This window comes from Acinetobacter sp. P1(2023), from assembly GCF_028367635.1.
GTDB classification, from domain to species: domain Bacteria; phylum Pseudomonadota; class Gammaproteobacteria; order Pseudomonadales; family Moraxellaceae; genus Acinetobacter; species Acinetobacter pittii_E.
In genome coordinates, this window is record NZ_JAQNDD010000003.1 from 157,234 (window position 1) to 171,098 (window position 13,865).

Sequence of the window (13,865 nt, forward strand, 5' to 3'; positions counted from 1 at the left end):
TCTATATTTTCTCAAGGTAACCCATGGCGCAAGCTAAAAAATCCGTCGATATCAAAAATATACGAAATTTCTCGATTATTGCCCACATTGACCATGGTAAGTCTACATTGGCTGACCGTTTTATTCAGATGTGTGGTGGTCTACAAGATCGTGAAATGCAAGCTCAAGTCTTAGACTCAATGGAGCTTGAGCGTGAACGTGGGATTACCATTAAAGCCGCTTCCGTCACGCTGTATTACACCCATCCAAATGGTCAGGAATATCAACTAAACTTTATTGATACACCTGGGCACGTTGACTTTTCTTATGAAGTTTCTCGCTCATTAGCTGCATGTGAAGGTGCGCTATTGGTTGTAGATGCTGCACAAGGTGTTGAAGCGCAATCAGTTGCAAACTGCTATACAGCAATTGAACAAGGTCTCGAAGTTCTTCCTATTCTAAATAAAATTGATTTACCACAGGCTGAACCTGAGCGCGTAATTCATGAAATTGAAGAAATTATCGGGATTGAAGCGACAGATGCACCAACTTGTTCAGCAAAAACTGGTTTAGGTGTTGAAGGCGTACTCGAGCGTTTGGTTGATGTTATTCCAGCACCAGAAGGTGATCGTGAAGCACCATTACAAGCATTAATTATCGACTCATGGTTTGATAACTACTTAGGCGTAGTTTCTCTTGTTCGTATTAAACAAGGTCGTATCCGTAAGGGCGACAAAATGTTGGTTAAATCGACAGGGCAAACTCATCCGGTAACTTCTGTAGGTGTGTTTAATCCTAAGCATACTGAAACAGATATCCTTGAAGCTGGTGAAGTAGGTTTTGTTATCGCGGGTATTAAAGATATTTTTGGTGCGCCAGTAGGTGACACCATTACACTTGCGTCTACACCGGAAGTCACAACATTACCTGGTTTCAAAAAGGTTAAACCACAGGTATATGCTGGTCTTTTCCCGATTGATGCGAGTGACTTCGAACCATTCCGTGAAGCATTACAAAAATTACAGATCAATGACTCGGCTTTATTCTTTGAACCAGAAAGTTCAGATGCTTTAGGCTTTGGTTTCCGTTGTGGCTTCTTAGGTATGCTACATATGGAAATTGTACAAGAGCGTTTAGAACGTGAGTACGATCTTGATCTCATCAGTTCTGCACCTACTGTAATTTATGAAGCATTAACCAAGAAAGGCGAAACGATTTACATCGATAGTCCATCAAAAATGCCAGATGGATCGACTGTAGAAGATTTACGTGAACCAATTGCGGAGTGTCATATCCTTGTTCCTCAAGAATATTTAGGGAACGTAATGACGCTATGTATCGAACGTCGTGGTGTACAAAAAGATATGAAATTCTTGGGTAACCAAGTTTCTATTACTTTTGAAATCCCGATGGCTGAAGTCGTTATGGACTTCTTTGACAGATTGAAGTCATGCTCTCGTGGCTTTGCATCGCTAGACTATAACTTTGTACGTTTTGAAAGTTCAGCTTTAGTTAAGGTTGATGTGTTAATTAATAGCGAAAAGGTTGATGCCTTGGCTATGATTTGCCACCGTAATGATGCACGCCATCGTGGTATTGCATTGGTTGAGAAAATGAAAGATTTAATTCCTCGCCAAATGTTCGATGTTGCTATTCAGGCAGCAATCGGTGCGCAAATTATTGCCCGTTCTACCGTAAAAGCGATGCGTAAAAACGTATTGGCAAAATGTTATGGTGGTGACGTTTCGCGTAAGAAAAAACTACTTTCTAAACAAAAAGAAGGTAAGAAACGTATGAAACAAGTGGGAAGTGTTGAAATTCCACAAGAAGCGTTCTTGGCTGTATTGAAAGTAGAAAGATAAGAAATGAGGGTGGGGGAAAGGAGTTATTTCTTTTCTCCACTGTAATACAAGCAGCGATGCTGCGAGTGAGGTCATGTGGATTTTGATTTTAATTTAATTCTTGTTCCAGTTACGCTGATTCTATTTGCAGTGTGGTTGTTAGATAAACTTGTATTAAAACAGCGTGCAAATAAAGGGCGCGGGAACGAAAATTTTGTCATTACATGGGCCTATGACTTTTGGCCAGTTTTAGCTGTAGTCCTTGTACTTCGTTCATTTCTTTATGAACCATTTAATATTCCGTCGGATTCTATGGTGCCAACTCTAGAAACTGGTGATTTTATTCTCGTTAATAAATTTGATTATGGTGTGCGTTTACCTATTGTTAATAAGAAAATTATTGATGTTGGTGAACCAAAGCGTGGTGATGTAATTGTATTCCGTTATCCACCTCAACCAACAATTAGCTATATTAAACGTGTAATTGGTTTACCTGGTGATCATATTGTTTACGACCATGGGCAATTGATTATTAATGGGCAAAAAGTACCGAAAGTATTAACACAGTTCAGTCGTGAAAAAGATGTGATGGATACGCCAACGTCTATTTATCATAAAGAGACGATTGGTGCGCATACCTTTACAATGCGTGAGCTTGAAGGCGTAAATGTGGCGCGTCAAGCACCGTTTATCAACTATGTTGGAAATGGTAAATATGCAAACCAAGACGGTTTATATTGGGAAGTGACTGTTCCAAAAGGACATTACTTTGCAATGGGGGATAACCGCGATCAAAGTGCAGACAGTCGTTTCTGGGGCTTTGTTCCTGAAGAAAACTTAACAGGACGAGCATTCTATGTGTGGATGCATAAAGAACCGGGCTTACACCTTCCTAACTTTGGCCGAAATGGAAAAATAGATTAAAAACAACCATTAGGAAAAAAAAGAAATGCGTAAGGCACAACAGGGTACTTCGTATTTAGCAATTTTATTTGGGGTGGTTATATTTGCAATTACAGTGAAAGCTGTACTTGCAGTTTGGCCAGCATATTGGGATGATCGGCTGATTAATAATCAGATAGAAGAGCTTTTACAAGAAAGCTCTTCTGAGATCACACCACAAAAGTTTGTAACACAAATGGATCAGCGACTCGAAATGAACAATGTTCGTGATCTCCACTTTAAAGAGATCGCTCAAGTGTTTAATCAGTCAGGTCTAACGGTCAAAAAGAAATATGAAGTAAGAAAACCTTTCTTATTTAATATTGATTTAGTTTTAACATTTGAGAAGAGTTTTGATAAAACATCAGTTCAAACTAAGTGATCCTCGCTTACTGAGTCGAATCGGATATCAATTTAAGCAGCTTGAGTTGTTACAGTTAGCTTTGACTCATCGTTCGGTGAGTCATAAATACAATTACGAGCGTTTAGAGTTTCTGGGCGATTCATTATTAGGCATGATCATCGCTAATTATCTATATCATGCCTATCCAAATGAAAATGAAGGTCGTCTCACGCGTATGCGAGCGACTTTAGTTCGTCAGGAAGCTTTAGGTAAAATTGCAACAGATTTGCAACTTAGTCGGTGTTTAATATTAAGTACAGGTGAGTTGAAGTCTGGCGGTCATCATCGCGAGTCAATATTAGCAGATACGGTGGAAGCAATTATTGGCGCAATCTATCTTGATAGTGGTGATCTCAACTTACTTAAAGATATTGTGCTAAAATGGTACATACCCTATTTAGACCATATAGAACCTACGGATCAACTCAAAGATCCGAAATCACGTTTACAAGAGTATCTACAAGCACGTAAAAAACCTCTCCCTGTTTACGAGGTTGTAGATATTCAGGGTGATGCACCTCATCAGCACTTTAAAGTTGAATGTGTAGTAGATGGTTTACCGAAGATTTATGGTGAGGGTTCAAGTCGTCGTTTTGCCGAGCAGGCAGCAGCGGCGGAAATTTTAAAGTTATTGGAGCAATAACCTGCATGTCGATGCATTCTGATCAAATCAATCCAGATTCAAATGAAAACCTAGATCCTAATAATCTGATTGATCAATTTTTTAGTTCCAAAGGCGTTACAATCCCTTCGGATTTTAAGAGCGGATTTGTGGCGATTGTAGGACGTCCAAATGTGGGTAAATCTACCCTCATGAACCATTTGTTAGGTCAAAAACTCTCTATTACTTCGCGTAAGCCTCAAACTACACGTCATAAAATTATTGGTATTGATTCACGTGAAAAAATGCAGGCGGTATACGTAGATACCCCGGGTATGCATAAAAAAGAAGTGCGTGCTATTAATAAAATGATGAACCGTGCTGCACACTCTGCATTACGTGACGTTAATTTAGTTTTATTTGTTATTGATGCTTATAAGTGGACTCAAAACGACGATTTAGTGCTTGAGAAACTCAAGAATGCTGAAATGCCGGTTATTTTAGTCATTAATAAGGCGGATACGTTTGAAGATAAAAGAGAGATTCTTCCACTTATTCAAGAACGTGCCAAACTTATGAATTTTGCTGAGATTGTTCCTGTTTCTGCATTACGTGGAGCAAACTTAGAACATTTAAGTGAAACGATTGAGAAGTATCTTCCTTATCAACCACCTTTGTATTCATTTGATCAGATTACTGATCGCTCTGAGCGTTTCTTGGCGAGTGAAATTATTCGCGAAAAAATCATGCGTCAGTTAGGTGAAGAGCTTCCTTATGATTTAACAGTACAAATTGAATCTTTCAAAACGGAAGAGGCAACTGTTAATGAAAAAACTGGTCGTCTAAAACCAGCTTGTACTTATATCGATGCAACAATTTTTGTAGACCGTGCTGGTCAAAAAGCCATTGTAATTGGTGAGAAAGGAACCAAGCTTAAAACGATTGGTATGGATGCTCGAAAAGACATGGAAAAAATGTTTGAGCAAAAAATTATGCTTACACTTTGGGTAAAAGTGAAGGGTGGCTGGTCTGATGATGAGCGTGCTCTAAAAAGCTTGGGATATAGTGATATCTAAAGGATAAGGATACTGGTATGAAAACAATTACATCATTAATCGCTATACTTGGATGTACATTGCTGTTACAGGGTTGTGTATATAAGCTTGTAACCGTACCAGTAGGTATTGCCTATAAAACTACCAAAGGTGTAGTTAAAGGTACAGCAGCCGTCGTAGGTGCTGTGATTCCTGATGGTGATGATAAAAAAGAAAAAGAATCTGAGGAATAGATTCTTTTTATGATGCGCAATGAAGTCCTCCATGGATATATGATTCATCATCGTAAGTACCGTGAAAAAAGTCATATTGTGCATCTTTTTACTCAGGAATATGGGCGAGTCGATGGTATTTTAAGACAGACTCCGCCTCCTCAATATCAACCTATTCGCCTGCAAGCGACGGGTAAAAGTGAACTCAAGAATTTTACAAAGCTCGAAATATTAAATCAGCCAGTTTTCTTTTTTGGTGATGCTTTTTTTGCCGGATTCTATTTAAATGAAATTGTTCTTAGACTTTGCCCATTAGAAGAGGCAATGCCGCAAACTTTTGAGCAATATCAATTAACTCTGCTTCAATTACAGCAATTATCTTCGCACGAAAATCCTGATCTTTTTTTGAGACAGATTTTGCGTCAGTTCGAACATGTTTTACTTCCTGAGCTTGGTTACGCGATTGATTTCTCAATTGATACTCAACAACAGCCAATACAGGCTCATCAGTTTTATCAATTCCAAGTGACCGAGGGTTTTGCCCCCGTTGTTCAAGCGAGCCGTTCTTCATTGTCAGGTAAAGCAATTTTATCTATGTTGGATTATGAGCAAGGTCAGGATTTTTCTCACGAACAATTGCAATTATTAGGTAAACTATACCGTCAAATGATTACATCGCTTTTAGGTGATCGTCCCCTAAAAAGTCGACAATTATGGATTCAAAACACTCAAACTCAATCGTAATTAGGATTTATTTATGGCTGCATTGCTTGGTGTAAACATAGACCATGTTGCTACTTTGAGACAGGCGCGCGGTACTACTTACCCAGATCCTGTAGAAGCTGCTCTTATTTGTGAACAAGCTGGTGCAGAGGGTATTACTTTGCATTTACGTGAAGATCGTCGTCATATTCAAGATGATGATGTACGTCGCATGCGTCCATTATTAAAAACACGTATGAATCTAGAGTTGGCTGTTACTGATGAAATGGTCGAGTTTGCGAAAGAAATTCAACCACAGCACGTATGTTTTGTTCCTGAGAGACGTCAAGAAGTAACGACTGAAGGTGGTTTGGACGTCGTTGGTAACTTTGAAAAAGTTAAAGCGGCAACTCAAGCCTTAGCGGCTCTTGGTTGTGACGTATCATTATTTATTGATGCTGATTTAGCTCAAATTGATGCAGCAGTTGCATGTGGTGCACCTACGATTGAGTTGCACACGGGTGCATATGCAGATGCGGAAACAGAGCAAGATCAACAAGCTGAATTGGCGCGTATTATCAAAGGTGTTGAATACGCAGCTTCAAAAGGTTTAGTTGTAAATGCTGGTCACGGCCTTAACCTAAAAAATATTGCGCCAATTGCAGCTATTCCCCAAATTCATGAATTAAATATTGGGCATTCAATTATTGCTGAAAGTGTTTTTGTAGGTCTGGTTCAAGCTGTTAAAGATATGAAAACAGCGATTCAGGCAGCAGGATAATTACTTATGTCGAGTATCAATTACGATGAACTAATGCAACCTGTGGTGGCCTTTTTAGGGTGCCAAACACCAAATGCATGGTTGGATGAAGCAGTCAATAATTTAGATATCTTGATGCAAGATCATGCGAATTGCGAAAAGAAAGCAGCTAGTACAGCAATGAACTTAATGTTTCGTTATAGCTTCTTTCCTGACTTACAAGTAAAACTAGCTCAACTTGTACGAGAAGAAATGCTCCACTATGAACAAGTGCTTGAGCTTATGGCTAAGCGTGGTCAAGAATGGACCGGTTTAAGTGCCGGACGTTATGCGGGTGGGCTGCGCAAAGAGATTCGTACTTATGAACCTGAAGCTTTAATTGATGTACTGGTCATTGGTGCTTTTGTTGAGGCTCGTTCATGTGAACGTTTTTATGCACTTGCTCCGCGTGTAGATGATGAGTTAGGACGTTATTATCGATACTTGCTTAAGTCAGAGTCTCGTCATTTTGAAGACTATCTAGCTCTTGCGCTTGATGTGGCAACCACTGCAAAAATGAAAGATCCTAAAGAGGATATTCAGCAGCGAATTGATCATATTCGTGAGGTTGAAAAGAATCTGATTTTAACACCAGATGATACTTTCCGTTTTCATAGTGGCGTACCAGTCTAATCTTAGATGATTGAAATAAAAAAGTTTATCTCTCTAGATAAACTTTTTTATTATAACTATATAATTCTTTAAAATTAATTTTCAAAAAAATCTTTTATTTTTTAAAGTAATAAAGAATATTATGTAAATATAAAGATAAATCTGTTCAAGATCGGTTTAGCTAAAATAGTTGATTATTTCTAAGGATATAAGAATGTTAGCATTAGTTACAGGTGCCTCAGCGGGCTTTGGTTATAGTATTTCAAAAAAACTGATTGAGTTAGGCTATAACGTTATTGGATGTGGAAGACGAGCAGAAAAGCTAGAAGAATTACAACAAGAGCTCGGTGAAAAATTCTATCCCTTAGTATTTGATATGACAGATACGGCAGAAAATATAAATAAAGTATTGGTTGATTTACCAGTCGAATTTCAAATCAGTCAAATTGACTTATTGGTGAATAATGCTGGATTGGCATTAGGATTGGAACCCGCAGATAAAGCAGAATTAGATGATTGGTACACAATGATTGATACCAATGTGAAGGGGTTGGTTACGATTACCCGATTAATTTTGCCAAGTATGGTAAAGAAAAAATCAGGTTTAATTATTAATATGGGTTCGATTGCAGGTACATATCCATACCCTGGGGGTAATGTTTATGGAGCAACCAAAGCATTTGTGGAACAATTTAGTTTGAATCTTCGTGCAGATTTAGCTGGTACTGGGGTGCGAGTAACAAATATTGAACCAGGACTTTGCGGTGGTACAGAGTTTTCTTTAGTACGTTTTAAGGGCGATGAGGATAAAGTAAATAGCCTGTATGATAAAAAGAATCCACTCTTGCCTGAAGATATTGCAAATACGGTAGCTTGGATTGCTTCACAACCGCCACACATTAATATTAATCGTATTGAAATGATGCCGACCACGCAATCTTTTAATCCCTTAAAAGTCGTTGAAGTAGATTAATGACTTAAGAAGGTAAGATATTCTTTAGAGTTAGATTGGATCATTAACCCCAACAAAGGTTCTAAGAATAAAAATTAAATCCTCTATGTGCTGATAGGGGATTTTTTATAACTCTTGATAAATTTTTGGCAAAAAAAAGCCCGCTTTAATGCTGCGGGCTTTTTAGTATTTGGCTCTCCCACCTGGGCTCGAACCAGGGACCTGCGGATTAACAGTCCGTCGCTCTACCGACTGAGCTATGGGAGAATCTGCATGCGATTATAAGGAGATTTTGAGAAGGGTCAAGTGTAAATTGTCATGTTTACTTCATTTTTGTGTTGTATGCTTTTTATTTGATCAGTTGGGTGATGAGTTAAAAAATTACTTGCGCTTTAAAAAATCAATTGCTAGATTCAAAAAAGAACAAGCGTTTGGAGAAATCCAAACAGTGTGGATTTAAACCAACTTGCCAGCACTAAAATGGCTAAATCGGAGATAAGTATGAAAACGCTTACGATCGCTTCTATTTTTTCAAATTTTGATTTTTATCAAATCAACTATCTTAATATTTTAAGTCAATCAGAATCTTATTACACACTTGTAGAAGGTGCATGGATTAATGCTTACCCCTTTAAAAAACAAGAATTGTATTTAGGCGACTTATTGCAACTTTGGTTTAGCACTAAATGGAATGTGCATCATTCACTTAAAGTTTTAAAAAGCTCAAAACCATTAAACTCTTCTAAAGATTTATATATTTTTCAATTGGAAGGGGAATTACTGCTGGGTAAAAATAAAGTTTTAGCTTGGTCTGACGAACATCAAGAAATTATAGAGCTTCAACTTAAAAGTATTTGGGCATCCTATGTGATTGCACAAACTTGTGAACGTCCAAATAATCAAGATTACTCAATAAAAAAGGCAGCGGTTTAAGGCTGCCTTTAATCATTATGAACGAATAATCATGCAAGTTGCAGTTGCATAGGCATATAGTTTACCGTCCTCATCAATAATCTTGCCTTCGGAAATCCCTAAGTTTTTGCTGAGGTTGATCAGTTGTCCAATCGCAATAAGTTGCTTATTTTGAGGGATTGGGCGGCACATTTTTACATTGAGGTCGATAGTTCCATAACCTTCACCTGCTTCAAGTGCACTATGTATAGCGCAACCAGTCACCGAGTCGAGTACAGTTGCTGCAAATCCACCGTGTACACCGCCCATTGGGTTTAGGTGATTTTGATCTGCCTGAGCATGAAATTTGGCAAAGCCTTTTGCCACTTCAGTTGGATACATTGGAATTGTTTTTCCCATGCTCGGTGGCGGGAAGTGACCATCAAGCAGTGCCTGTAAAACTTCAAGTCCAGTCATGTCTTTTGGGTGTTTCATTTTTTAAGTCCTTTAAATATTTAAGTTCTAAAATGGAACTTATTGTTAGCCTATTATTCGGTCCGAGTTGTGTCAATTCTATAGTTAAAAATTGAACTGATAAGTCGAAGCTTAGAAACCTATTTATTGAGTACAAAATTTCTTTATTATAAAAATTGAATTAAATGAGTTGCATAATGAATTAGATAGATAAGAGAGTCTTCTTATACACTATAAAAAATAACAGGAGCATAAGGACAATGCTTTTTAAAATTGCACTAGCAATGCTGGCTTTTGCAGCGAATTCTGTATTATGCCGTTTGGCTTTGGCAGGCCAACATATTGACCCAATGACTTTTAGCTTGATACGAGTAGGAAGTGGTGCAGTTGTTTTATTAGGACTGTTTTTATATTCAAAATCATCTCAAGCCAAAGTTCAATGGAACCTAAAAAATGCACTTTTTCTAGCGGTTTATATTTTGGCATTTTCGTATGCTTACCTTCAAATTGATGCAGGTATTGGTGCTTTACTATTGTTTGGGGTTGTACAGCTGACCATGGTGCTTTACGGCTATTGGCAGGGTGAACAGATTGGCATATATCGTGGTATAGGCTTATGTATTGCTTTAGCTGGAATCATTGTTTTGCTATTACCGGGTGCTCATGCGCCTAATTGGGGATATGCTCTAATTATGGCGATATCTGGTTTGGCATGGGCGGGTTACAGTATTGCGGGTCGTAGTATGACGCAGCCTATTGGTAGTACTTTGGCAAATTTTACATTAGCTGTACCAATAGTTTTGTTGGCAAATGTATTGCTTAATCAAGAGCGGTATATTGATTTGCAGGGTTGGGTATTAGCAATTTTGTCTGGTGGTGTTACTTCAAGTGGGGCTTATGTCCTCTGGTATGCGATTCTGAAGCATATTGATCGGGTGACTGCCAGCACAGTACAGTTAAGTGTGCCATGTTTAGCGATTATAGGCGGGAGCCTATTTGTAAATGAGACTGTAACCGAGCGAGTGATTTTATCGAGTGTTATGGTTTTATTTGGAATTCTATTGGTTATTTATATAAAGCCTTCTAAAACTAACAAAGCGTAGAATTAAAAAAGGGTTCTCTTTAGAGAACCCTTTTTATGCAAAATAGCGATTATTTCGCAGCTTTTTCAGCTTCAATTGAAGCGATAGCAGCATCTACACCTTCAATTGAGTCAGCAGCTTTTTTGATACGTGCTAATGCATCAACCAGTACTTCGTCAGCTGTTGCATATGAAATACGCATAAAACCGCCCAAACCAAATGCATCACCAGGAACTACTGCCACGCCAGTCTCTTCAAGTAACCATTCAGAAAACTCTGTGCAAGACTTTAAGCCTTTTGCACGAATAAGAGGGCGAATGTTTGCATAGGCATAGAAAGCGCCATCAGCAGGTAAGCAAGAGATCCCTTTAATGTCATTCAAGCCATTTACAACTAGGTCATGACGGCGTTTGAATGCTTCAATCATTGGCTGTAAAACGTCTTGTGGACCATTCAATGCAGCTTCAGCAGCAACTTGTGAAATAGAAGTTGGGTTTGAAGTTGATTGAGATTGGATTTTTTTCATTGCCCCAATGATTTTTGCTGGACCGGCTGCATAGCCAATACGCCAGCCTGTCATTGCATATGCTTTAGACACACCATTTAAAACAATCGTGCGGTCATATAAATCTGGAGCAACAGTTGCGATGTTGTAGAACTCATCTTCCCAACGAATTGGTTCATACATATCGTCAGATGCAACAAATACTTGTGGATGACGGCGTAAAACTTCAGCTAAAGCTTCTAATTCAGCTTTGCTATAAATCATACCTGTCGGGTTAGATGGGCTGTTTAATACCACTAAACGAGTGTTAGGTGTAATCGCAGCTTCTAATTGTTCAGGAGTGATTTTGAAACGTTGGTCTTCGCCACATTTCACAATGACTGGAGTACCTTCAGCAATAATAACCATATCTGGATAACTTACCCAGAAAGGTGCTGGAATGATCACTTCATCGCCTTTGTTTAATAGAGCAAGTGCCAAGTTAAAGAAGCTTTGCTTACCACCACATGAAACCAAAATCTGATTCGCTTGATAATCAAGATTATTATCACGTTTAAATTTAGCAATAATTGCTTTTTTTAACCCAGGAGTACCATCTACAGCCGTATATTTGGTGAAACCATTATTAATCGCTTCAATTGCAGCATCTTTGATATGTTGAGGGGTATCAAAATCTGGCTCGCCAGCACCTAAACCAATCACGTTCTTGCCAGCAGCTTTAAGCTCAGCAGCTTTGTTTGTTACAGCAAGTGTAGGGGACGGTTTGATAGCATTGACACGATCAGAAAGACGTACGTCCACGGCAATATTCCTCTTATGGGATTAAAAATAAAAAGCATCCTATCTTATCGCAAAAATTAAGCAATTTGCGGAAGTGATTCCTCTCAGATGTAAAAAAGTTTAGTTTGGTAATAAACTTAAGCAAGATTTATACAATTGAAGCTTTTTTGAAAAGAAATGAGAAAAATCATTTATAATAAGTCGCAATCGAAATTTCGAGAATGAATCATGACTGAGCAACAGCCAAAACAGAAAAAGGCTTTGGTGAAATTGCCATTCCCAATGCCGAATGAAAGCAATCAAGCCGAAGATGCGGTACACAACCAAGTGCGTCCTAAGCCAGAGCAATACGCAGATAGAACGTGGATGCCTCCACGTGGTACGCGCCGTTCTATGGGAAAACGCTAATTTTGAAAAACAGGCAATATGCCTGTTTTTTATTGTTTGAGTAAAATTTCCTGATAATAGCTTTTTTTCTTTTGGTACATGTGATGATCTGCTCGCTTTAACATGTCCTCAATTTGTTCATTTGTTTGAGTGGTGGCATGCCCAATTGCGATACTAATAGGATGGCTTGAATAATATTGATTGTCGATATTAAAAAGTTCCTGAATGGTTTGAAGCATAATTTGAACAATCGCTTCATCAGCCCCCGGCATTAAAATCACGAACTCATCGCCACCTATTCTAGATGCCGTATATGCAGTGTTTAAAATAGCCTGACTTAAAATATTCCCAACACGACGTAATAAGCCATCCCCAATATCATGGCCAAACTGATCATTTGTTTCTTTTAAGCCATTCATATCTAAAAAAATTGAAGAAACTGGTCGAATAATACTTCGGTTTAAACGATTAAGTTCCTCGGTAAAAAAAGCACGGTTATATAGTTTGGTGAGGACATCATGTTGTCCTAAATATTCAAGATAGTTTTCTGCTTTTTTCCGCGCAGTAATATCTGTCAGTGCAACTTGTACTAGTCCCCACGTCTCTTCATATCCCGGAAAGACGGTAAATTGCAGCAAGACATTTCTGATTTGGCCATCTAAAGCGTAGTTAATCGCTTCACGTTTATGATGAATATTACCTTGCCACAATTCGATGAGTTGCTCTCGAAAGGTTTCAATCATTTCTTCAGCAAAAATCTTATGTGTATTTCTAAGAAGGGTAGACTTATCAGGAGCCTTAAATAAATCTATAGTGGCCTGATTAACATCTAAAATTAAAATATCTTCTATACATTGGCGGACAAATTCAGGATGAACATCTAGAAAAGTTCTGAAATCTTCAATTCCTAATAGCCTAAGTTGATCAACTCTATTTTTTATACGACTGAAATCTTCGACCCAAAGAGAAGTTGGTGAGTAGATAAACATTGATTCAGCTAATCGACGATTTTTTTCTTCCTGACGAAGCGCATTTTGATAGGGCGTAATATCTTCAGTGGTAATTAATACACGTTCAAAATTAGATTCAAAGCCAGGTAAAATAGAACCTCTGAGCTGAACATCAATGCGTTTGCCTGATAAAGTATAATTCACCGTAGTACTTGAAAAATGAGTTCTGCCATTCCAAAGTTCTTCTAGCTCATAAATATGTGATTCAAACATTTCCTTTTTGAAAATCAAATTTAAACTGGAACATAATTCTTCTTGTGTTTCTGCTTCAAAAAGTTCTAATGTTTTTTGATTAACACGAATTATTTTAATTTTATGGGCACATTCAGTAATTAAATTTTGATTTTGATTTAAAAATTCATGCAGGTTTTCAATGCCTTGATTTCTCCATAAATCAAATTGTTTTTTAACTTCACTGAAATCTTCAATCCACATTGGAATTGGGCTAAGGTCAAAAATCGAAGAATCTAAAGTTTCCATATGTTTCTTTAAGTATTCAGTTTGCCTTAAAGTATAATGAGAAAAATTAATATTTGGGAGAGTAAAGAGTTTAAATCTATTAGAATAATTAAAAATAAAAAGATTAAAGGTAAATAAAAATAAAATAATGAGAAAGCAGATATGACCTGCTTAACTCA

General features: G+C 37.8%; 17 protein-coding genes and 1 tRNA gene. 14 read left to right on the forward strand and 4 right to left on the reverse strand.

Annotated elements, in window-relative coordinates; genetic code table 11:
• The first annotated feature begins 23 nt into the window (after window positions 1–23).
• The 10 genes from lepA to POD11_RS05875 all read left to right on the forward strand — a co-directional run bounded on the left by lepA (window position 24) and on the right by POD11_RS05875 (window position 8,119).
• Window positions 24–1,841, forward strand: a complete 1,818-nt coding sequence (lepA, locus tag POD11_RS05830; protein WP_016140290.1) for a translation elongation factor 4 — start codon at window positions 24–26, stop codon at window positions 1,839–1,841.
• Window positions 1,842–1,916: 75 nt separating this feature from the next.
• Window positions 1,917–2,744 carry a signal peptidase I gene (gene lepB, locus POD11_RS05835; RefSeq protein WP_262456681.1) on the forward strand — a complete coding sequence of 276 codons (828 nt, stop codon included), beginning with the start codon at window positions 1,917–1,919 and terminating at the stop codon, window positions 2,742–2,744.
• A 25-nt stretch (window positions 2,745–2,769) separates the two neighbouring features.
• Entirely contained in the window at window positions 2,770–3,144 is a 375-nt protein-coding gene (locus POD11_RS05840) for a DUF4845 domain-containing protein (protein WP_262456682.1), read from the forward strand.
• A complete protein-coding gene (rnc, locus tag POD11_RS05845; protein ID WP_005067830.1) occupies window positions 3,116–3,808 on the forward strand; it encodes a ribonuclease III in 693 nt (230 codons plus the stop codon). Before POD11_RS05840 ends, rnc begins: the two co-directional genes overlap by 29 nt.
• An 11-nt stretch (window positions 3,809–3,819) precedes the next feature.
• Complete coding sequence (gene era, locus POD11_RS05850; RefSeq protein ID WP_262456779.1) at window positions 3,820–4,842, forward strand: GTPase Era; 1,023 nt, start codon at window positions 3,820–3,822, stop codon at window positions 4,840–4,842.
• A 17-nt stretch (window positions 4,843–4,859) separates the two neighbouring features.
• The gene (locus POD11_RS05855) at window positions 4,860–5,054 is read left to right on the forward strand and encodes an NF038104 family lipoprotein (RefSeq protein WP_016140293.1); all 195 of its coding nucleotides are present in this window, start codon (window positions 4,860–4,862) and stop codon (window positions 5,052–5,054) included.
• A 9-nt stretch (window positions 5,055–5,063) separates the two neighbouring features.
• On the forward strand, window positions 5,064–5,777 hold the full coding sequence (recO, locus tag POD11_RS05860; RefSeq protein ID WP_016140294.1) for a DNA repair protein RecO: 714 nt from the start codon (window positions 5,064–5,066) through the stop codon (window positions 5,775–5,777).
• A 13-nt stretch (window positions 5,778–5,790) separates the two neighbouring features.
• On the forward strand, window positions 5,791–6,516 hold the full coding sequence (gene pdxJ / locus POD11_RS05865) for a pyridoxine 5'-phosphate synthase (RefSeq protein ID WP_174728104.1): 726 nt from the start codon (window positions 5,791–5,793) through the stop codon (window positions 6,514–6,516).
• Window positions 6,517–6,522: 6 nt separating this feature from the next.
• Complete coding sequence (locus POD11_RS05870; protein WP_125738403.1) at window positions 6,523–7,167, forward strand: tRNA-(ms[2]io[6]A)-hydroxylase; 645 nt, start codon at window positions 6,523–6,525, stop codon at window positions 7,165–7,167.
• Between the two features lie 193 nt (window positions 7,168–7,360).
• Window positions 7,361–8,119, forward strand: coding sequence for an SDR family oxidoreductase (locus tag POD11_RS05875; RefSeq protein ID WP_125738402.1), 759 nt, complete (start codon window positions 7,361–7,363; stop codon window positions 8,117–8,119).
• 170 nt (window positions 8,120–8,289) lie between these two features.
• Here POD11_RS05875 and POD11_RS05880 read toward each other — a convergent pair.
• Window positions 8,290–8,365 (reverse strand) — tRNA-Asn (locus POD11_RS05880).
• 46 nt (window positions 8,366–8,411) lie between these two features.
• Between POD11_RS05880 and POD11_RS05885 the strand changes: the two genes are divergently transcribed.
• Together POD11_RS05885 and POD11_RS05890 are read left to right on the forward strand one after the other, a co-directional pair.
• Window positions 8,412–8,558 (forward strand): hypothetical protein, encoded by a 147-nt coding sequence (locus tag POD11_RS05885; protein WP_239967174.1) that lies wholly within the window; start codon window positions 8,412–8,414, stop codon window positions 8,556–8,558.
• Between the two features lie 41 nt (window positions 8,559–8,599).
• Window positions 8,600–9,031, forward strand: a complete 432-nt coding sequence (locus POD11_RS05890; protein ID WP_239967122.1) for a hypothetical protein — start codon at window positions 8,600–8,602, stop codon at window positions 9,029–9,031.
• Window positions 9,032–9,046: 15 nt separating this feature from the next.
• Here POD11_RS05890 and POD11_RS05895 read toward each other — a convergent pair whose 3' ends face one another.
• On the reverse strand, window positions 9,047–9,484 hold the full coding sequence (locus POD11_RS05895; RefSeq protein WP_224991494.1) for a PaaI family thioesterase: 438 nt from the start codon (window positions 9,482–9,484) through the stop codon (window positions 9,047–9,049).
• A 239-nt stretch (window positions 9,485–9,723) separates the two neighbouring features.
• Between POD11_RS05895 and POD11_RS05900 the strand changes: the two genes are divergently transcribed.
• Window positions 9,724–10,566 (forward strand): DMT family transporter, encoded by an 843-nt coding sequence (locus POD11_RS05900; RefSeq protein ID WP_262456683.1) that lies wholly within the window; start codon window positions 9,724–9,726, stop codon window positions 10,564–10,566.
• A 49-nt stretch (window positions 10,567–10,615) separates the two neighbouring features.
• Here the strand turns inward: POD11_RS05900 and POD11_RS05905 are convergent, their stop codons facing one another.
• On the reverse strand, window positions 10,616–11,851 hold the full coding sequence (locus POD11_RS05905) for a pyridoxal phosphate-dependent aminotransferase (RefSeq protein WP_002118408.1): 1,236 nt from the start codon (window positions 11,849–11,851) through the stop codon (window positions 10,616–10,618).
• Between the two features lie 207 nt (window positions 11,852–12,058).
• Between POD11_RS05905 and POD11_RS05910 the strand changes: the two genes are divergently transcribed.
• Window positions 12,059–12,238, forward strand: a complete 180-nt coding sequence (locus POD11_RS05910) for a hypothetical protein (RefSeq protein ID WP_016140301.1) — start codon at window positions 12,059–12,061, stop codon at window positions 12,236–12,238.
• Window positions 12,239–12,267: 29 nt separating this feature from the next.
• Here the strand turns inward: POD11_RS05910 and POD11_RS05915 are convergent, their stop codons facing one another.
• Window positions 12,268–13,707, reverse strand: coding sequence for a sensor domain-containing diguanylate cyclase (locus POD11_RS05915; RefSeq protein ID WP_262456684.1), 1,440 nt, complete (start codon window positions 13,705–13,707; stop codon window positions 12,268–12,270).
• Window positions 13,708–13,865 lie beyond the last annotated feature (158 nt).